The organism is Streptomyces sp. PH10-H1, assembly GCF_030063355.1.
In the GTDB taxonomy this organism is placed as follows: Bacteria; Actinomycetota; Actinomycetes; order Streptomycetales; family Streptomycetaceae; genus Actinacidiphila.
In genome coordinates this window covers 15,975-33,365 of the sequence record NZ_JASISZ010000081.1, presented here as the reverse complement: position 1 = coordinate 33,365, position 17,391 = coordinate 15,975, and the positions used below count along the sequence as shown (strand labels likewise).

Here is a 17,391-nt window from a genome sequence, read left to right as displayed (position 1 = left end):
GCCGAGGTGGTGCCCCGGCGCGCCTCCGACCCCCGCCACGACGCTGCGCACGCACGTCAGCCGGACACCGCCCGAAGGTTGACCAGCTCGGCGCGAGCCGCCCGGATCCCCGCCACGACGCTGCGTACCCGCGTCAGCCGGACACCGCCGGAAGGTCGACCAACTCGGCGAGAGCCGCCCGGTGGTGGCCCGGCGTGCCGAGGGCGATCTCGTCGGCTTTGGCGCGCTTGAGGTACAGGTGGGCGGGGTGCTCCCAGGTCATGCCGATGCCGCCGTGCAACTGGATGCACTCCTCGGCCGCGTGAACGGCGGTCGTCGCGCAGTGCGCCTGGGCGACCGCCACCGCGACGGCCGCGTCGGGACTGCCGGAGGCCAGCGCGTCGGCGGCGTTGCGTGCGGCGGCGCGGGCCGAGACGACCTCGAGCCAGATGTCGGCGAGCCGGTGCTTCAGCGACTGGAAGGACCCGACGGGACGGCCGAACTGATGCCGTTCGTTGAGGTAGCGCACGGTCTCGTCGAGGCACCACTGGGCGATGCCCAACTGTTCTGAGGCGAGCAGGCCCGCACCGGTGAGCAGGGCCCGGTGCAGCGCGGCGGTGGCGGTGTCAGGACCGGCGAGGAGCCGGGCGGCGGCCGCGTCGAAGGTGACGTCGGCGATCGGCCGGGTCAGATCGAGCGCCACCGGCACGGTGATCCGTACGCCGGGCGCGTCGGCCGCGATCTCGTAGAGACCCGGCCCCCCGGGGCCGGCGGCCGGTACGACGAGCACGTCGGCGGCCGAGGCGTCGGCGACGCTGGTGACCCGTCCGCTGAGCACGCCGTCCGCATCGGCCCGTACGCCGTGCGGGAAGTCCGCGCCCGGCGCGGTCGGCAGCGGTACGGCCAGTGCCGCGGTCGCCTCGCCGGAGGCGAGCCGCTTCAGCAGCGGGCCCGCCGTTCCGGGGACGGCCAGCAGCGCCGAGGTGGCGAGCACCGCGCTGCCGAGGAACGGCACCGGGGCCACCGTGGCGCCGAGTTCCTCCAGCACGACCGCGGCCTCGCGCGCGGAGCCGCCGTGGCCGCCGAGTTCCTCCGGTACGAGCAGTCCCGCGAGGCCCACCTCCGCGGCCAGCGTGCGCCAGAGGTCCAGGTCGTACGGGGTGTCGCTCTCGATCCGCGCCAGTACCGCGGTCGGCGGGCAGTGGTCCGCCAGCAGCCCGCGTACGGCGGACCGCAGGTCGTCCTCGACGTCGGAGTACAGCAGATCGGGGGTTCCGGGCTGAGCCTGAGGCTGAAGCGGCGGCTGCGTCATCGGGGCAGGTCCTTCCAGGCGGCGTCCTTGTCGGTGCGGGGCTCGGAGGGCAGACCGAGGACCCGCTCGGAGACGATGTTGCGCAGGATCTCGGAGGTGCCGCCCTCGATCGAGTTGCCCTTGGCGCGCAGATAGCGGTAGCCCGCGTCGCGTCCGAAGAAGTCGACGGTCTCGGGGCGGGTCATCGTCCAGTCGCCGTAGCGCAGTCCGTCCTCGCCGAGGAGTTCGACCTCCAGGCCGCTGATCTGCTGGTTGAGGCGGGCGAAGGCGAGCTTGAGCCCGGAGCCCTCGGGGCCCGGCGTCCCGGCGGCGAGCTGCTGGCGGACCCGCTCTGCGGTGAGCCGCGAGACCTCGGAGTCGACCCAGAGCCGCAGCAGCCGGTCGTGGAGGTCCGCGGTGCGCAGTTCGGGCCGCTCGCGCCAGGTGGCGGCGACGGTTCCGATCATGCCGCCCTCGCGCGGGATGGAGGCGCCGCCGATCGCCACCCGCTCGTTCATGAGCGTGGTCTGGGCGACCCGCCAGCCGTCCCCGACGGCCCCGAGCCGGTGGGCGTCCGGGATCCGTACGCCGGTCAGGAAGACCTCGTTGAACTCGGCCTCGCCGGTGATCTGCCGCAGCGGGCGGACCTCGACGCCCGGGTCGGTCATATCGCAGACGAAGTACGTGATGCCGCGGTGCTTGGGCAGGCCGGGGTCGGTACGGGCGATGAGGATGGCCCAGCGGGCGTTGTGGGCGTTGGACGTCCAGACCTTCTGGCCGGTCACCACCCAGTCGTCGCCGTCACGTACCGCGCGGGTGCCGATCGAGGCCAGGTCGGAGCCGGCGCCCGGCTCGCTGAAGAGCTGGCACCAGACCTCCTCGCCGGTCCACAGCGGACGCAGGAAGCGGGCGTTCTGCTCCTCGGTGCCGAAGCTCAGGACGGTCGGGGCGGCCATGCCGAGGCCGATGCCGATCCGGCGCGGTTCGTTGTCAGGGGCTCCGGCCGCCGCGAGTTCCGCTTCCACGATGCCCTGCAGGGACCGGGGAGCGCTGAGGCCGCCCAGGCCCCGGGGATAGTGCACCCAGGCCAGCCCCGCGTCGAACCGGGCCCGCAGGAAGTCCAGCCGGCCGGTGGAGGCGGGGTCGTGCGCGGAGAGCAGCGCCCGCACGCGGTGGCGCAGGCCCTCCTCGTCGGGGGTGTCCGCCGGTTCGGTCGTCATACGCCGCGCCCTTCCCGCTCATGCATCATCCATCGACTAAGCAAGCGCTTGGTAATGTAGCCGACAAGAGGGTACCGACGCCAGACCCCCGGGGCAGTACGAGGGATCGGGCGGGCGGGCGAAGTGGGCGGGCGAAGCGGGCGGACGGACCGGATGCGGGCGTCAGTGCGGCCAGGAACCCTGCGCGACCGCGATGCAGACAGCGGCCAGCAGCGTCACGATCACGAAGACGATGAGCCGCTGGCGCAGCAGCCGGCGGTCCGGCCCCGCGGTCCTGCGCGGCACATGCGTGCGGGCCGGGGTCCTGGGCGCGGGGGTGCGCTGCGCCGGCGGCCGCGGGACGGGGGTGCGGCCCGTCGCCCGCGCGGTGGACGCGGTGCCGCCCGCCGTACGCCGCTCGGTGTGCTGCTGGGCGTACTCCTCGGCCCGCCGCCCCGTGGGCCGGTCCGGGCGCGGGGCCGCCGTCTTCGGCATCCCCTCGCGCCGTGGCGCGCCGAGGCCGCGCGCCTCACGCGCCGCGATCTCGGCCAGCCGCTCGGACAGTTGTACGGTGCTCGGCCGGTCCCCGGGGTCCTTCGCGAGACACGCGTAGACCAGCGGCGCGAGCGCGTCCGGCACGCCGCTCAGATCCGGCTCCTCGTGCACCACCCGGTACAGCATCACCTCGGAACTGCCCTGTCCGAACGGGGAGTCCGCCGTGGCCGCGTAGGCGAGGGTCGCCCCGAAGGCGAACACATCGGTCGCTGGGGTGACGGCCGCGCCGCGCACCTGCTCGGGGGCGAGGAAGCCGGGGGAGCCGACGGCGGTCCCCACATGGGTCAGGGTGCTCGCCCCCGTCGACCACGCGATACCGAAGTCGATGATCCGCGGGCCCTTCGGCGACAGCAGGATGTTCGACGGCTTCAGGTCGCGGTGGACCACACCGGCCTCGTGCACCGCCACCAGGCCGTCGGCGAGCGCCGCGCCGATCGCCGCGACCTCGGACGCCTGCAGCGTCCCCTCCTCGGCGACCTTGTCGTGCAGCGAGGGGCCGGGCACGTACTGGGTGGCGAACCACGGCCGGTCCGCGTCCAGATCGGCCGCCACCAGCCGTGCCGTGCAGCCGCCGCGAATCCGGCGCGCGGCCGAGACCTCGCGCGCGAACCGCGAGCGGAATTCCTGGTCCTCGGCCAGCTCCGGCCTGATCACCTTCAGCGCCACCCGCTGGCCGCGCTTGTCCGCGCCCAGGTAGACCACGCCCATTCCGCCGGCGCCCAGTCTCCGGTGCAGCCGGAACGAGCCGACGACACGCGGATCCTCGCGCCGGAGCCGCATCATCGCCATGTTCTTCCCCGCTGCCTGGCCAGTTGGACGTCCACAGCTTACGGACTGAACTCCCGGTGCGCCGATAGGCCGCGCATGCGCAGGACGGGGGATTGTCAGTGCCGGGTGGGATCCTTAAGAGGTGGGGACGGCCCGCTCCGAAGGGGCGGAAGCGCCGTTCCCGCATCATCAACGGTCCGTCTGCCAAGGGGGAATGACGCCGTGAAAGGTGATCGCGTGGAGATAGTCGTGGATGCCGGGGACACGACCCGTACCTATGAAGTAGTGGCCACCAGGGCCGGCCGCCGCGTCGAGACGGCAGTGCGCCGCGGCGTGGTGGAAGTGAGTGAAGTCACCCGCAACGGCACCGTCGTGCGCACCGCCCGTTTCATGTCCACCAGGGTGCTCGCCCTGGTGGAGCAGCCCATCCCGAGGGACGACACCGAGGCATAGCGCATCCCGGGGTCCGGCGGGATGCCGTCCGGGACACCGTCTCTGGGGGTAGTCCCTCAGGGATCACCCTGGTATGAGGGGCGCCTCCTCCACCCAGGGGAGTACCCGACGGGGGCCCGCGTCATCCTCCCGGAGGCCCGGAAAGCGGTACGACGGCATGACGACCAGGCACTTCCGCGCGCCTAATGTTGAAGTCAAGCGGCGGGCGCAGCACTCGTCCCCCGAGGTCAACGCCCGCCGCTTGCCAGACCGACCAATTGCCAGACCGACAACCAGACGTGCCACCAGCGTGAACGACCGACACCTCAGGAGAGGGCCATGGCGAACACAGTGAGTCGTACGGTGCGCCCCATGCGCGGCAGCAGGATCGCCGCCTTCGGTACCCGCCCGTCCGGCACGCGCCATCCGCTGGTCGCAGCGGCCATGGTGCTGCCACTCGCGGTGCTCCTCGCCATGCTCTTCGGAGGATTCGACGCGGTGGCCACACAAGCGTCGTCCGTAGCCGGCCTGATGGGGCACTGAGCACATCGCCCCAGGCCCGGAAGAGCGGTCCGGGCCGCGTCACCGGTACGAAACCCCGTGGGGACGGGGGTGCGACGGACGGCCGCAATGCCCGGGTGCCAGCGGTGGTACCCGGGCATTGCGCACGTCACGACCCGCGAGCGGTCCGCCTCGGCGTACCCGGCTCCGCAGGCGTACCCCCAGCAGGCCCGGTCCCGTCTGGGGCGCCCCGCAGCACGGCGGCCGCCACGGCCACCACCAGAAGCACCGCAGCTTCGGCCGCATGCTCTTCTCGTCCTGAAACGACTGAGGGCCGGAGCGATTGCTCCGGCCCTCAGTCATCGTGTACGCGATACTGGGATTGAACCAGTGACCTCTTCCGTGTCAGGGAAGCGCTCTCCCGCTGAGCTAATCGCGCGGGCACAGATGGAACATTAGCAGGGACCCTGCCACCTGGGCCAATCCGCATCCGGCGTCCGTATCTGTCCGCTGCCGACCGTGGCCGTTCGCCCCGGGTGGCTCCTTGTTTGGCTCCCTCGCTGGCTCCCCCCGGCTGCGCGAACAGCTCCGCAGGAACCACACTCCTCCCTGCTGCCATCCCGTCCGCCGTCGTCCCACACTCTGTGGAGCGGGCGTGGTTCAGGGCGTCAAGGTGGAGCGCGCCACTGTACGAACGACCTTGACGCCCTGGGCCGCGGCTGCTCGGCTCTGCCTGGGACGACGGTGGACGGGATGGCAGCCTCCCTACCTCGGCCAGATACGGCCTGAGGTCGCCGTCCGGGTTGCCACCATCCCAGAGTCGGAGCGCCCCCGCCGGAGGCTGTCTGTGCCCGCCCGGTCGGCACCACGTGCAACCGCCCCGCCCCAGCCCCCGGACCTGTGCTCCCCCCACTTGTGGGCGCGGACGGCGACCGGCGCGGTCCGCCGGTGGCGCAGACATGGAGGCGAGGCCGCGCCGGGCGACGGCCGGCGCCGCCGCGCTGTGCGCGGCCCTTTCGATCCCTGAGAGAAGACTGCTTTACAGACCCTGAGAGGCCCGGGAGCTACGGGCCAGCGGCGAGCGCAGCGAGTCGCCTTGATGAGGTAGAGATATCTGTAACACGCCTACGTTTCGCTCGTCGCTGGGCCGGTGGTCTCGTCCACGAAGCCGTGATCCGCTGGCCGGGCTGGACGTTGAGCAAGCCAGCCGGAAACCCGTGGTCCGCCGTTCACGGCGCTGCCCTCGCTGACGGTCCGGACGTGCTCGAATCCTTGCCGAAGGTAGTAGCGCTGTAGGGCATCGTTGGTCGTCCACGCGTCAAGGCGGAGCCATTTGGCTGATGCGTGATAGGTCCGGTCCCCGGCCCAGTCGAGGAGCTTGGCACCGATGTCCCTACCGGCGTACATGCGGGACACAGTGAGCTTGTTGACGAACATCGAGGGTTCGAGTAGCTCGTCTGCGGACCACAGTCCTTCTTCGGCGTCTGGGGTCAGGGTGATCGTCGCTGCGGTCGTTGCGCCATCGCGGACCATGAACACGGTCCCAGCCTCGATAGTGGTCAGCAGTCGATCTGCGGGATAGGGGCGGCTCCACTGATCACTTCCCAGCCTGCTGAGCCAAGATGCGGCCTCCTCGCGGAACGTCAGGAGCTGGGGGAGGTCTTCCGGCAAGGCAGCCGTGATTCTCACTGGGCTTCATTCTCGCTTCGGGCGGACAGGTCGCCGATCTCGTAGTTCATCCGGTTCAAGTCGCCCCGGAACGTGGTGATCGTGCATCGGACGGGAGCTTCCTGGGAGTAGCCCGTGCGCGTCCAGATCAGCACCGGTACGCCTGGACCCATCTCGAGAAGCCGTGCCTCTTCGGGCGTTGGCATCCGAGCTGCGATCTCGTCGGCGTATCCGATCTGCTCAATGCCGAGGCCCGCGAGGTAGCGCGTCGTTCCCTCGGCGATGTCGCCGGGCTCGGTCAGCCTGGGCCCCTTCTCGACAAGCCACTCGGGGTAGTGCGTCGCCTGGGTTGACCAGGGCACATCATCGACGAATCGATGACAGAAGCGCAGTACCGCTCGCGAACCAGCGGCGACCTTCAACCGATTCGCGATGTACTCGGGCGTAGTCGTCATCTCGACCCGGAAGGTCTGATGCGGGCGCCGGCCTGCGTTCGTTACGTCCGTGGAGTACGCGTCGCCGCTCTGAGGAAAGCTGAGATCTTCGAATCGCGACGCGTTCAATTCGAATACCTCGTGCCTCCGCACCTCGTACCCAAGTCCCTGGCTGGACGAGATCAGACCCTCGCCGACAAGCAGGCTCAGTCCTGACCGGACGGTATTCCTAGAGGCGGCAAAGCGCGCTGACAGATCGCTCTCTGAGGGCAGCCGTGTGCCGGACTCGTAGACGCCGCTGTCGATCTCTCGACGCAAGGCGTCGGCCACTTGTCGGTACTTCGGCTGCTTGTCCATGAACCCATCATGACGCACACAGTCAACTTGTTGGAACATGTGGCCGCGAATCTCTTGACGTGACGCGCGCGACAGTGCAACATCAAGCTTGTACCAACAAGTTGCGCAAGCGGGTCATCTAGATCCGTTTGCAACCAGGGAGCGGCCACCTACCGCCAAGCAGTCAGCCGCTCCCCAGACCCTCGAAGGGGCGTTTCCATCATGCCTGCAACGTTTCTTGCTTCGCATGTCGTCGATGGTGAAGTCGCGGTTCGTCCGGATCGGATCGTGCTGGTTCGTTCGGGTCGTCGTGGGTGCCCGTGCTGCTGGGATACCCGTTGCGTCGAGCCGGTGGAGTGCCTGCAAGACCTGACGTCCCGTCCGTGGTGCGCGTGCGAGGACTGCGCGGGGACCGGCTTCGACAGCACCGGACTCTCGATCCTCTGCCCGGACTGCTGCGGTAGTGGCCTCATCGAGTCCACCCCTCTCCACCTGTCCGTGAGTGGTGGCATGAGCGCCCAGGCGCAGGAGATGTACACCCGCGCTCTCGGTTCCTTACGGGCACAGATCGCCGCCGTTATAACCACTGCTGAGAAGGCGCTGGCGGTGGCCGCGTGAGCGCCCCTCTGGTTGCTCCGGCGTCCTTCTCGGACATGGCTGCGGCCATGGGTACCGATCCCCTGACCCTGTCGGACCTGTTGCGGGTCGCGAATGATCCCGGGTTCGAGCGGTGGCAGGAGCAGGTGAAGCGCACGGGTGGTTGTGCACACCCGATCCACCTGCGGGGCGGCACGATGACCAAGAGCGCGGCTACGGGCGAGATCCTGTACGCGTACTCGACCGAGGATGAGCCCGGGGGCCGCCTACGGATCGCCTGCGGTAACCGCCGCGCCTCCCGGTGCCCGTCGTGCGCTTGGACGTACGCGGGCGATGTCTACCACCTGATCCGCGCCGGGCTGGTCGGCGATGACCGGATGGGCGTTCCCGCGACGGTAAGGGCGCACCCGCGTGTGTTCCTGACGCTGACGGCTCCGAGCTTCGGCCCGGTCCACAACCGCCCTCAGACAGGGCGCTGCCGCTGCGGGGCTGAGCACGAGGAGTCGGCTGCGGTGCTGGGTACGCCGCTGGATGTTGAGCGGTACGACTACGCGGGCGCCGTGCTGTGGAACAACCATGCCGGGCAGCTCTGGCAGCGCTTCACGGTCTACCTCCGCCGCGAGATCGCCTCGCGTGCCGGGTTGTCGAACCGGGAGCTGGGCGACTACGTGCGCTTGTCGTTCGCGAAGGTCGCTGAGTTTCAAAAGCGCGGGGCCGTGCACTTCCACGCCATCGTGCGGCTCGACGGCCCGGAGGGCTCTACTCAGGAGGCTCCGGCCTGGGCGACGGCGGGCCTGCTGGATGAGGCGATCCGTGCCGCGGTGCGTCGGGTCTCCCTCGTGGTGCCCCCGGCCGGCGCCCACCCGCAACGCGTCATGGCGTGGGGTGGGCAGGTGGATGTCCGTCCGATCGGTGCCGGTGAAGGGGGCGACCTGGACGACGACGCTGTCTCGTCCTACGTCGCGAAGTACGCCACCAAGGCAGCCGAGACGACCGGTGCCGTCGATCGTCGCGTGGGGGAGCTGTCGGAGTTGGACAAGCAGCCGGACATCCCGGCTCACACCCGGCGCCTGATTGAGGCGTGCTGGTCACTGGATGAGGACTACCCGGAACGCAAGCTCGCGCACTGGTCCCACATGCTCGGCTTTCGGGGCCACTTCTCCACCAAATCCCGCCGCTACTCCTCGACCATGGGCGCCCGCCGTCAGGTCCGCGCGGACTTCCGCGCCCGTCAGGAACGCCAGGAACGCGGCCTGCCCGACCCCGGCGACTCGGAGGAAACGACGCTGGTCGTCGCGCACTGGGAGTACGCGGGACAGGGACACACGCCCGGCGAATCCTGGCTTGCTCAGAGCATCGCCCGAGACGTTGCCCTTAACCGCGAAACCGCACGCGAAGCACGCGCGGACATCGACACCGACGGGGAGTGGTGACCATGGACCGCCTTCTCAGTGTTGAACAGGTCGCCGAACCGCTCGGGACCACCGCGCGGTTGCATCGGGTTGAGGTCGTGGCGCGGATTCTCGGGGTGGCGCGTTCGACGGTCTATGAGGAGATCCGTCTTGGGCGGCTGCGCACGGTACAGATTGGACGGCGGCGGTTGGTCCCGACTGAGTACGTCGATGCCTATGTCGAACTGCTCAAGGGTGAGGCGCTGGCTGAAGACACGGAGCGCCCCTGGCTGCGTATCGCCGGTAAGCGGGCGGTGGCATGACAGGCGAGACGCGCCGTCCGAAGGCGGGCAACGGTGAGGACTCGATCTACTGGGATGAGTCGAAACAGCGCTGGGTCGGGGCGGTCTCGCTCGGCTATGCGCCGTCCGGCAAGCGCCGTCGTCCGAAGGTCTACGGCAAGACCAAGACCGAGGTGCGCGGGAAGCTCCGGGAGCTGCGGAAGGATCTGGATGTTGGGGACCGGACCCCGGCGAACTTCACCGTGGCCGATGCGGTGAACGGCTGGCTGGCGCGGGGTTTGAAGGGTCGTGATCCGGCGACCGTTACCAAGAATCGCATCCTGGCGGAAAAGCACGTTGTGCCGCTCCTGGGCCGCGCGAAGTTGCGGGAGCTTACCGCTGACGACGTGGATGACTGGTTGGACGACCGCGCGGAAGTCTTGGCCGCGTCCTCGCTCCGTGTGGTGTTGTCGATCCTGCGGCGGTCGATCGACCATGCCATGCGGCGAGAGAAGGTCCGGCGGAATGTCGCGCTGCTGGTGGATGTGCCCGAGGGGCAGACTGGCCGGCCGAGCAAGGCGCTGACCCTGGAACAGGCGCGGGCGGTGCTGGTTGCGGCTCAACGGTCCCGGTTGAACTCCTACGTGGTGCTGTCCTTGCTGGTCGGGGTGCGGACCGAGGAAGCCCGGCCGTTGATCTGGGATCACGTCCAGCTCTCTCCGACCGGCCAGGCCCCGCCGCATGTTGAGGTCTGGCGGTCGGTGCGGCGTCATGGGGACACCAAGACCCGCAAGGCCCGGCGCACGCTCAGACTGCCCGCTCTGGTAGCGGCGGTCTTGACGGAACATCGTCGGTCGCAGCAGGACGAACGGATTGCCTACGGCTTGCTGTGGGACTCGGCCGATCTGGTGTTCGCGACGAACACGGGCCAGGTGCTTGATGCCGCCAATGTCCGCCGGGCTTTCCGGTCGATCGTGAAGGCTGCGGGGCTGGAATCGGAGTGGACGCCTCGGGAGCTGCGCCACAGCTTCGTGTCCCTGATGTCCGACCACGGCATCCCGGTCGAGAAGATCGCGCGTGTCGTAGGCCACAGCAGTTCCACCACGACGGAGGTCGTCTACCGCAAGCAACTCCGGCCGGTGATCACTGAGGGGGCGGACGCCATGGATGTGATCTTTGCCGAGGAAGCTCGCGAGGCTGATCAATAGGCCCGTGGCTCCCCGTTTGGCTCCCGGCATGAAGAAAGGGCCTGATCCGAAAGCCGGATCAGGCCCTTGAGCTGGTGCGCGATACTGGGATTGAACCAGTGACCTCTTCCGTGTCAGGGAAGCGCTCTCCCGCTGAGCTAATCGCGCGTGAGGTGGAGACGGGATTTGAACCCGTGTAGACGGCTTTGCAGGCCGTTGCCTCGCCTCTCGGCCACTCCACCAACATCGCGGGGGACGGGAAATCCCCCACGCCGAGCGGACGACGAGATTCGAACTCGCGACCCTCACCTTGGCAAGGTGATGCTCTACCACTGAGCCACGTCCGCAGGTGTCGTAGCTCCGGGGCGCTTCCGCGTCCCGGCGACGTGTTGAACTCTAGCGGATTCCCCGGCCAGCTCAAAAACCGGTTTGCGCAGTGTGCCGGGCTGCTGACCAGCGAATGACCAGCGGGGCGCTCCGGCGGGTGCCGCCCTAGACTCGGCCCCACCCCTTCGGACCGACCCGGGAAGCACTGTGCGAGACCTCGCCCCCATGGCCCGCTTCGGCGGCCTCGTCGCCTCCGACCTGCGAGATGTCACCAGCGACCTCGCGGCGCTGGACTCGTCGGGCTTCTGGGCGGTGTCCGCCGACTTCGAGGGGCATGTGGTCTGCGCGCGCTTCGGGGACGTGCGGACCGAGCCGCCGGCGGCGCCGGGCGGCTGGCGGGGCCCGGCCACCACTGCCTGGACCTCCTCGCTCGACCGGGACGCCTACATCGCGGGCGTCGCCAGGATCCGCGAGTACATCGCGGCCGGCGACGTCTACCAGGCGAACCTCTGCAGGGTGATGTCCGCGCCCCTGCCCGAGCCCGCCCGGTCCGACGTGGACGCGCTCACCTCGGTGCTCGCCCGCGGCAACCCCGCCCCGTACGCGGGCACCATCCGGCTGCCCGCACACGGCGTGGAGATAGCCACCGCGTCCCCCGAGCTCTATCTGCGGCGGGACGGTTCTGTCGTCGAGTCCGGCCCGATCAAGGGCACCGGCCGCACGGTGGAGGACCTGCTGCCCAAGGACCACGCGGAGAATGTGATGATCGTGGACCTGGTCCGCAACGATCTGGGGCGGGTCTGCGCGACCGGCTCGGTGACCGTCCCCGAGCTCTGCGCCGTCGAGAAGCACCCCGGGCTGGTCCACCTCGTCTCCACCGTGCGCGGCGAGCTGCGCGAGGACACCGGCTGGGCCGGACTGTTCGCCGCCACCTTCCCGCCCGGCTCCGTCACCGGGGCGCCCAAGTCCAGCGCGCTGCGGATCATCGCGGAGCTGGAAACCGCGCCCCGCGGCCCTTACTGCGGGGGCATCGGCTGGGTGGACGCCGACCGGTCGACCGGCGAACTGGCCGTGGGGATCCGGACGTTCTGGCTCGACAGGACCGGCGCGGACCCGCTGCTGCGCTTCGGCACGGGCGCGGGCATCACCTGGGGCTCCGACCCCGAACGCGAGTGGGACGAGACCGAGCTGAAGGCGTCACGGCTGCTGGCGGTAGCGTCGGGAGCACATCTGGGACATGAAGGGATCACACATTGAGGATCTGGGTCGATGGCTCGCTGCGGAACGCCGGCGACGCCACGGTTTCGGTGCTCGACCACGGGCTCACCGTGGGCGACGGGGTCTTCGAGACGCTCAAGAGCGTCGAGGGAAAGGCCTTCGCGATCACCCGTCACCTGGACCGGCTGACCCGCTCCGCGCGGGGTCTCGGGCTCGCGGAACCGGACCTCGACGAAGTGCGCAGGGGCTGCGACGCCGTGCTGGCCGCCAACCCGCTACCGCTCGGCCGGCTCCGGATCACGTACACTGGCGGGCCGTCCCCGCTCGGCTCCGACCGCGGCGACGCGAGACCGACCCTGATCATCGCCCTCGGCGAGGCCGCGGTCCGCCCGGACACCACCGCCGTCGTCACGGTGCCCTGGACCCGTAACGAGCGGGGCGCGCTCACCGGCCTGAAGACCACCTCGTACGGCGAGAACGTCGTCGCGCTCGCCCGGGCCCACGCCCAGGGAGCCTCCGAGGCGATCTTCGGCAACACGGTCGGGCGGCTTTGCGAGGGCACCGGCTCGAATATCTTCGTCGTGCTCGGCGGGCGGCTGCTCACCCCGCCGCTGGCCTCGGGCTGCCTGGCCGGCATCACCCGCGAGCTGGTCGCCGAGTGGAGCGGGGCTCAGGAGGCGGACCTGCCGCTGGAGGTACTCGCCGAGGCCGGGGAGATCTTCCTGACCTCGACCCTGCGCGATGTGCAGGCCGTACGGCTCGTCGACGGGCGTGAGCTGCCGGGAGCGCCGGGTCCGGTCACCTCCAAGGCGATGCGGGTCTTCGCAGAACGGGCCGGAGCCGACCAGAACCCGTGACGGGGCGCGAAGGACCGGGTAGAACTGGCCCGAGTCCATACGGGGGAGTGACGCCATGACGACCACCCTGCGGCCAGACGAGCCGGAGCGGCACGGAGCGGGCGGCGCGCGCTCGCGCCGCTACACGGTATGCGTCAACAGCCGGCCGGTCGGCAGGATCGAGCTGGCCGCGGAGCAGTGGTTCGGCGTGGAGATCGGCCGGATCGCCGCGCTGGAGATCCAGGAGGCGGACCGGCGGCGCGGCCGCGCCACGGTCGCCGCGCTCGCCGCTGAGGAGGTGCTCCGCGGCTGGGGCTGCGGTGAGGTGCAGCTGGACGTTCCGGCGGACGCCGTCATCGCGCTGCGGCTGGCGGGCACCCTCGGCTACACCGAGCGCAACCGCAACATGGTGAAGCGGCTGTCAGGCCCCGCGCCGGAACTGCCCGACGGCAGCTCCGTCCGGCCGCTGGCCGACAGCGAGTTCCCCGCCTGGGAGGAACACAAGCTGGTCACGTACCTGGAAGATCTCGTGACGCGCGGAATCCCGTTCGCCCAGGCCTCAGCCAAGGCCGAGGCCGACCACCGCGCGGTCCTGCCGGAAGGCCCGCGCACCGCAGGCACCTCGCTGCTGACCCTGGCCCACCAGGGCCAGGACGTCGGCACGGTATGGGTGCGGCTGCGGCACGACACGGACCCGCAGGCCCCGGCCTGGGTCTTCTCCGTCGAGGTGGACGAGGCGTACCGGGGCCGGGGCCACGGCCGCACCCTCATGCTGGTCGCGGAGCGGGAGTGCCTGGAGGCAGGGGTCCACAGACTGGGCCTGAACGTCTTCGGCGGCAACACTCCCGCCCTGGCGCTGTACGGGACGCTCGGATACGCGACCACCCGCCAGTACCTGTTCAAGCGGCTGCTCTAGAACCGGCCGGGCCTTGGCGGCTTGTCCGGGCTATCCGGCCAGCAGCCGGTCCGCGATCTCCTCGATCCGCTCGCGCAGCCCTTCCTGGCTCTTGCCGCCGTCGAGCAGCTCCCCGTCGATCACGTACGTCGGCGTGCCCGTGACGCCGATCGCCCGGCCCTCGGCCTGGTCGGCATCGACGATCAGCATGTGACGGCCGTCGATCAGCGCGGTGTCCACTTCCTCGGCGTCCAGTCCCAGCTCCCGGGCCACCTCGACCAGGACCGGCTCGCCCCGATTGGCGAGCTCCTGGGTGCGCGCCAGCACCGCCTCGGTGTAGGGCCAGCCCTGCCCCTGGGCGTAGGCCTCCTCGGCCGCCTGGGCGGCCGCGAGGGCGTGCTGGTGCTTCTCCAGCGGGAAGTGACGCAGCTGGATGTCCAGTGCGTCGCCGTAGCGGGCACGCAGGGCCCGCACATCGTCGAGGGCGGTGCGGCAGTCGGGGCACTGCAGCTCGCACCAGACGTCCAGGACGGCGCGGGGACTGGCCGGGGGCGAACCGGCCGGGGGCGTACTGGCCGGGGGAGTGACGTCGTTCATGCGGCCCAGTCTCGCACCTGGGGAGGAGCCGTCCCCCGAGATCACCCTGAGACGGGCCCCGGGACGTGGCCTCTTACTTCGTGGCAGGTGCACGATGGATACAGGAACATCAGGACACAGCCGCAGGAGTACAGGATCAGGAGCACAGGATGCTGACCGTGACCGTATGCGTCGCACTGTCCGCGGCGGGCCTGGCCATCGCAATGCTGACCGCGTACCGCCGCCGTTACCTCGCCGCGACCCGCACCGCCGCGCTCGCCCTGCTGCCCGTGGGCCTGTACATGACGGGCCTGGTGACCCTGGGCCGGAAGGTCGGCACGGCCACCGGGAGCTGGGCCGCGGACCTGGTCTTCAAGCCGTCGGTGTGGTTGGGCTTCGGTGTGCTCGCCGTGTCCGCGGCGCTCTACACGGGGACGCGCTTCGCCGCGGGCCGCGACGGCGGCAGCCGTCGTGAGCGCAAGGCGGCCGCGGCCGCGGCGGGCGCACCGGCCGTCGCACCGGACGCCTCGACGCCCTCGCTGCCCGCGGGCCGCAAGACGGCCGCCAAGACCAAGTCGTCGGCCGACGGCGGGCTGTCGGACTTCTCCGACATCGAGGAGATCCTCAAGCGCCGCGGGATCTGACGCCCGCCCGGCGGGCCAAGATCGGAGAACCACCCCTGAGAGTTCGCGTGTTGGGCGCGGCGGCGTGGGGTGCTGCGTCATCATCGCCGTGTGCTGCGATCTTCCGGGGGGCCACCCCCGTGCCCCCGGCCGGTAGCTGAGGCCGAGAGGCCGGTCACCGGTCCCACCCCGCGGCCGAAGGCGGGCGGGGACGAGCCCCGGGGATGTCTTTTCGCCCTGTCCCAACCGCCGCTGATGCTGTTTCTCTGCGTGATCGGCGGCCTGATCGGCTTCGGGGCGCTGTACGACCTCTGCCTGCAGTGAGCCGCGCCGCGCACGGTTCACCGGGTCAAGGGGTTACGCGTCCTTCGGCCGCGCGGTCCTCACTCTCCCCCGGCTACCGCTGGGAGGTGCCCCCTGGGGCGGGCTGGATTCGGCCAGTCCGGCGCTTGAGGACGAACCGGCTGCCGGGCGGACCCGGCGCGGCGAACCAATGTGGTCACCGCACCAGCCCGTGGGCCGCACGGCTCAGCGGGTGGCCTCGCGCTGCCGTGCCCGGTACGCGGCGACATGGAGCCGGTTTCCGCAGGTGCGGCTGTCGCAGTAGCGCCGGGAGCGGTTGCGCGACAGGTCGACGAAGGCCCGGCGGCAGTCGGGGGCGTCGCAGCGCCGCAGCCGCTCGCGCTCGCCGGCGACGACGAGGAACGTCAGCGCCATCCCGCCGTCGGCGGCCAGGTGGTCCGAGAGTGACGCGCCGGGGGCGAAGTAGTGCACATGCCAGTCGTAGCCGTCGTGGTCGGTGAGCCGCGGTGTGGTTCCGGCCTCGGCGACCATGGCGTTGAGCAGGGTGGCGGCGGCCCTGGCGCTGGGGGCGCAGAAGGCCTGCGCGAAGCGCTCGCGCACTCTGCGTACGGTGGCCAGGTCGTGTTCGCCGAGCCGGCCCACCTCGCTCACCCGGTGGCGTTCCACGAAGCCGCGCAGTGCCGCGACGTCGTGCAGCCCTTCGCGCCCCTCGCTCTCCGGGGAGGTGTTGATCAGGTCCACCACACAGTCGAGTGCGCACCTGGTGTCATGGTTGATCAACACGGAATCGCTCCCTGGCCGTGGGGGGTCGGGCGGCTGCGTTCCGGCGACTCTAGCGCGCGAGAGCCACCGCCGTGGGGGTCGTGGTCCACGGCGGTGGCTCTGTGAAGCGTTGGCCGAGCTCATACGGCTGTCAGGTCCGGGCCATGCCCCCGAGTAGGACGGCGACGGACGGCTGGTGGGCTGGGGTCAGCTCTCCGCGAGGATGTGGGAGAGCTCGGTGTCCAGATCGAAGTGACGATGCTCGGTGCCCGGGGGCACGGCGGCGTCGGTCCGCTTGAGGAACGACTCCAGTGCCCGCGCCGGGGCTTCGAGCAGCGCCTCCCCCTCTGGGGAGCTGAGGGCGATGCACACGACGCCCTGGCCATGACTGCGGGACGGCCAGACCCGGACGTCTCCGGTGCCGGTAGGCCGGTGCAGGCCCTCGGCGAGAAGGTCGCGGGCGAACACCCATTCGACCGTCTCTTCGGCACCAGTGTGGAAGGTGGCGTGCACGGCATAGGGATCGGCCGTGTCGTACCGCAGGCCTGCGGGTACAGGCAGTGAGGATTCGCTCGACACAACGAGGCGCAGGTGCAGCTCGCAGCTGACCGTGGTGTTCATAAGCGCCAGGGCCTTTCGCTCAGTGTGCGCTCGGGGATTCGCACGTCGGCGAAATCGACATGCCACCTGCAGGGACGTTGTAAACCCCTCTGACTGGTTTGTGAGGCTTCTGGTACCTCGTCCGGCCCAGTGGTTTTACGGTGTCGAAGGCCATTCCGGTGATCTCCGCGTGTCCGGTACGTTGGATCTCATGACTGCGGAGAGTGACCAAATGCGGGAGGTCGTGGCCATGGATCGGGGGCTCGGTTCCAAGGCTCCTGAATTCATCAGGAAATCCCGGGGACTGCACCTGAGCTGGCAGGCGGGGGTCTTCATCGTGGGACTGGCCGTCGTGGCGGCCGGCGTGGTGATGCTGCCGCTGCCCGGGCCCGGCTGGTTGGTGATCTTCGCGGGTATGGCGATCTGGGCGACCGAATTCGTCTGGGCCCAGCTCGTGCTGCGCTGGACGAAGCGCAAGGTGACCGAGGCGACGCAGCGCGCTCTCGACCCCAAGGTGCGGCGTCGCAACATCACCCTGACGGCCATCGGACTCGTGATCATCGGCATCGGACTCGGCTACTACCTCTGGCGGTTCGGAGTCGAGGCGCCATGGCGCCTCGGGTGACCCGCGG

General features: G+C 70.3%; 20 protein-coding genes and 4 tRNA genes. 12 read left to right on the top strand and 12 right to left on the bottom strand.

All coding sequences use genetic code 11. From position 1 onward, the window contains the following. Nucleotides 1-133: 133 nt before the first annotated feature. From QMK24_RS33865 to QMK24_RS33855, 3 genes are all read right to left on the bottom strand, one after another. Entirely contained in the window at nt 134-1,291 is a 1,158-nt protein-coding gene (locus tag QMK24_RS33865) for an acyl-CoA dehydrogenase family protein (RefSeq protein ID WP_283470703.1), read from the bottom strand. Continuing rightward, nucleotides 1,288-2,490 carry an acyl-CoA dehydrogenase family protein gene (locus QMK24_RS33860; protein WP_283470702.1) on the bottom strand — a complete coding sequence of 401 codons (1,203 nt, stop codon included), beginning with the start codon at nt 2,488-2,490 and terminating at the stop codon, nt 1,288-1,290. Before QMK24_RS33860 ends, QMK24_RS33865 begins: the two co-directional genes overlap by 4 nt. A gap of 162 nt (nt 2,491-2,652) precedes the next feature. Further along, a complete protein-coding gene (locus QMK24_RS33855; RefSeq protein WP_283470701.1) occupies nt 2,653-3,813 on the bottom strand; it encodes a serine/threonine-protein kinase in 1,161 nt (386 codons plus the stop codon). A gap of 201 nt (nt 3,814-4,014) precedes the next feature. On the opposite strand from QMK24_RS33855, the gene QMK24_RS33850 reads away from it, so the two are divergent. Beyond that, nucleotides 4,015-4,245, top strand: a complete 231-nt coding sequence (locus QMK24_RS33850; RefSeq protein ID WP_138352665.1) for a DUF8836 family protein — start codon at nt 4,015-4,017, stop codon at nt 4,243-4,245. Between the two features lie 318 nt (nt 4,246-4,563). Next, a complete protein-coding gene (locus tag QMK24_RS33845; RefSeq protein WP_283470700.1) occupies nt 4,564-4,767 on the top strand; it encodes a hypothetical protein in 204 nt (67 codons plus the stop codon). 325 nt (nt 4,768-5,092) lie between these two features. On the opposite strand, the gene QMK24_RS33835 is transcribed toward QMK24_RS33845, so the two are convergent. The 3 genes from QMK24_RS33835 to QMK24_RS33825 all read right to left on the bottom strand — a co-directional run bounded on the left by QMK24_RS33835 (nt 5,093) and on the right by QMK24_RS33825 (nt 7,184). Continuing rightward, nucleotides 5,093-5,164: transfer RNA gene (locus QMK24_RS33835), tRNA-Val, on the bottom strand. A 686-nt stretch (nt 5,165-5,850) separates the two neighbouring features. Beyond that, nucleotides 5,851-6,414, bottom strand: coding sequence for a GNAT family N-acetyltransferase (locus tag QMK24_RS33830; protein WP_283470699.1), 564 nt, complete (start codon nt 6,412-6,414; stop codon nt 5,851-5,853). Then, nucleotides 6,411-7,184 (bottom strand): GntR family transcriptional regulator, encoded by a 774-nt coding sequence (locus QMK24_RS33825; protein ID WP_283470698.1) that lies wholly within the window; start codon nt 7,182-7,184, stop codon nt 6,411-6,413. The genes QMK24_RS33830 and QMK24_RS33825 overlap by 4 nt, the downstream gene beginning before the upstream one ends. A 330-nt stretch (nt 7,185-7,514) precedes the next feature. Here QMK24_RS33825 and QMK24_RS33820 point away from each other — a divergent pair, with 330 nt between their 5' ends. Genes QMK24_RS33820 through QMK24_RS33805 form a run of 4 tightly spaced genes read left to right on the top strand, consistent with a single transcriptional unit; the run spans nt 7,515 to nt 10,640 of the window. Then, nucleotides 7,515-7,781, top strand: a complete 267-nt coding sequence (locus QMK24_RS33820; RefSeq protein ID WP_283470697.1) for a hypothetical protein — start codon at nt 7,515-7,517, stop codon at nt 7,779-7,781. A gap of 47 nt (nt 7,782-7,828) precedes the next feature. Continuing rightward, nucleotides 7,829-9,193, top strand: coding sequence for a replication initiator protein RepSA (gene repSA, locus QMK24_RS33815; protein ID WP_283470696.1), 1,365 nt, complete (start codon nt 7,829-7,831; stop codon nt 9,191-9,193). A gap of 2 nt (nt 9,194-9,195) precedes the next feature. After that, entirely contained in the window at nt 9,196-9,474 is a 279-nt protein-coding gene (locus QMK24_RS33810) for a helix-turn-helix domain-containing protein (protein ID WP_283470695.1), read from the top strand. Further along, on the top strand, nt 9,471-10,640 hold the full coding sequence (locus QMK24_RS33805; RefSeq protein WP_283470694.1) for a site-specific integrase: 1,170 nt from the start codon (nt 9,471-9,473) through the stop codon (nt 10,638-10,640). The genes QMK24_RS33810 and QMK24_RS33805 overlap by 4 nt, the downstream gene beginning before the upstream one ends. A 72-nt stretch (nt 10,641-10,712) precedes the next feature. Here the strand turns inward: QMK24_RS33805 and QMK24_RS33800 are convergent. The 3 genes from QMK24_RS33800 to QMK24_RS33790 all read right to left on the bottom strand — a co-directional run bounded on the left by QMK24_RS33800 (nt 10,713) and on the right by QMK24_RS33790 (nt 10,966). Continuing rightward, nucleotides 10,713-10,787, bottom strand: a tRNA-Val gene (locus tag QMK24_RS33800). A 3-nt stretch (nt 10,788-10,790) separates the two neighbouring features. After that, nucleotides 10,791-10,861: transfer RNA gene (locus QMK24_RS33795), tRNA-Cys, on the bottom strand. 33 nt (nt 10,862-10,894) lie between these two features. Beyond that, nucleotides 10,895-10,966, bottom strand: a tRNA-Gly gene (locus QMK24_RS33790). 187 nt (nt 10,967-11,153) lie between these two features. Between QMK24_RS33790 and QMK24_RS33785 the strand changes: the two genes are divergently transcribed. The 3 genes from QMK24_RS33785 to QMK24_RS33775 are packed head-to-tail and all read left to right on the top strand — an operon-like array spanning nt 11,154 to nt 13,916. Beyond that, nucleotides 11,154-12,203: a chorismate-binding protein gene (locus QMK24_RS33785; protein WP_283470693.1), complete on the top strand. Its 1,050-nt coding sequence runs from the start codon at nt 11,154-11,156 to the stop codon at nt 12,201-12,203. Next, entirely contained in the window at nt 12,200-13,021 is an 822-nt protein-coding gene (locus QMK24_RS33780) for an aminotransferase class IV (protein WP_283470692.1), read from the top strand. Before QMK24_RS33785 ends, QMK24_RS33780 begins: the two co-directional genes overlap by 4 nt. A 55-nt stretch (nt 13,022-13,076) precedes the next feature. Continuing rightward, nucleotides 13,077-13,916, top strand: a complete 840-nt coding sequence (locus tag QMK24_RS33775) for a GNAT family N-acetyltransferase (protein ID WP_283470691.1) — start codon at nt 13,077-13,079, stop codon at nt 13,914-13,916. Nucleotides 13,917-13,946: 30 nt separating this feature from the next. Here the strand turns inward: QMK24_RS33775 and QMK24_RS33770 are convergent, their stop codons facing one another. Beyond that, nucleotides 13,947-14,492, bottom strand: a complete 546-nt coding sequence (locus QMK24_RS33770) for a DsbA family protein (RefSeq protein WP_283470690.1) — start codon at nt 14,490-14,492, stop codon at nt 13,947-13,949. 149 nt (nt 14,493-14,641) lie between these two features. On the opposite strand from QMK24_RS33770, the gene QMK24_RS33765 reads away from it, so the two are divergent. Beyond that, on the top strand, nt 14,642-15,115 hold the full coding sequence (locus QMK24_RS33765; RefSeq protein ID WP_283470689.1) for a hypothetical protein: 474 nt from the start codon (nt 14,642-14,644) through the stop codon (nt 15,113-15,115). A 90-nt stretch (nt 15,116-15,205) separates the two neighbouring features. Next, nucleotides 15,206-15,418, top strand: a complete 213-nt coding sequence (locus QMK24_RS42035) for a hypothetical protein (protein ID WP_283470688.1) — start codon at nt 15,206-15,208, stop codon at nt 15,416-15,418. A 204-nt stretch (nt 15,419-15,622) separates the two neighbouring features. Here the strand turns inward: QMK24_RS42035 and QMK24_RS33755 are convergent, their stop codons facing one another. Together QMK24_RS33755 and QMK24_RS33750 are read right to left on the bottom strand one after the other, a co-directional pair. Continuing rightward, nucleotides 15,623-16,180 carry a CGNR zinc finger domain-containing protein gene (locus QMK24_RS33755; protein WP_283470687.1) on the bottom strand — a complete coding sequence of 186 codons (558 nt, stop codon included), beginning with the start codon at nt 16,178-16,180 and terminating at the stop codon, nt 15,623-15,625. A 186-nt stretch (nt 16,181-16,366) separates the two neighbouring features. Beyond that, nucleotides 16,367-16,780 carry an SsgA family sporulation/cell division regulator gene (locus QMK24_RS33750; protein WP_003959770.1) on the bottom strand — a complete coding sequence of 138 codons (414 nt, stop codon included), beginning with the start codon at nt 16,778-16,780 and terminating at the stop codon, nt 16,367-16,369. A 190-nt stretch (nt 16,781-16,970) separates the two neighbouring features. Here QMK24_RS33750 and QMK24_RS33745 point away from each other — a divergent pair, with 190 nt between their 5' ends. Continuing rightward, a complete protein-coding gene (locus tag QMK24_RS33745; RefSeq protein ID WP_283470686.1) occupies nt 16,971-17,384 on the top strand; it encodes a TIGR02611 family protein in 414 nt (137 codons plus the stop codon). Nucleotides 17,385-17,391: the final 7 nt, after the last annotated feature.

Bases quoted from the DNA above. Each gene is read 5' to 3' on its own strand.
- QMK24_RS33765 (WP_283470689.1), top strand. From the start codon at position 14,642: ATGCTGACCGTGACCGTATGCGTCGCACTGTCCGCGGCGGGCCTGGCC.
- QMK24_RS33805 (WP_283470694.1), top strand. From the start codon at position 9,471: ATGACAGGCGAGACGCGCCGTCCGAAGGCGGGCAACGGTGAGGACTCG.
- QMK24_RS33845 (WP_283470700.1), top strand. From the start codon at position 4,564: ATGGCGAACACAGTGAGTCGTACGGTGCGCCCCATGCGCGGCAGCAGG.
- QMK24_RS33865 (WP_283470703.1), bottom strand. From the start codon at position 1,291: ATGACGCAGCCGCCGCTTCAGCCTCAGGCTCAGCCCGGAACCCCCGAT.
- QMK24_RS33745 (WP_283470686.1), top strand. From the start codon at position 16,971: ATGACTGCGGAGAGTGACCAAATGCGGGAGGTCGTGGCCATGGATCGG.
- QMK24_RS33775 (WP_283470691.1), top strand. From the start codon at position 13,077: ATGACGACCACCCTGCGGCCAGACGAGCCGGAGCGGCACGGAGCGGGC.
- QMK24_RS33770 (WP_283470690.1), bottom strand. From the start codon at position 14,492: ATGAACGACGTCACTCCCCCGGCCAGTACGCCCCCGGCCGGTTCGCCC.
- QMK24_RS33750 (WP_003959770.1), bottom strand. From the start codon at position 16,780: ATGAACACCACGGTCAGCTGCGAGCTGCACCTGCGCCTCGTTGTGTCG.
- QMK24_RS33855 (WP_283470701.1), bottom strand. From the start codon at position 3,813: ATGGCGATGATGCGGCTCCGGCGCGAGGATCCGCGTGTCGTCGGCTCG.
- QMK24_RS33860 (WP_283470702.1), bottom strand. From the start codon at position 2,490: ATGACGACCGAACCGGCGGACACCCCCGACGAGGAGGGCCTGCGCCAC.
- QMK24_RS33810 (WP_283470695.1), top strand. From the start codon at position 9,196: ATGGACCGCCTTCTCAGTGTTGAACAGGTCGCCGAACCGCTCGGGACC.
- repSA (WP_283470696.1), top strand. From the start codon at position 7,829: ATGGGTACCGATCCCCTGACCCTGTCGGACCTGTTGCGGGTCGCGAAT.
- QMK24_RS33825 (WP_283470698.1), bottom strand. From the start codon at position 7,184: ATGGACAAGCAGCCGAAGTACCGACAAGTGGCCGACGCCTTGCGTCGA.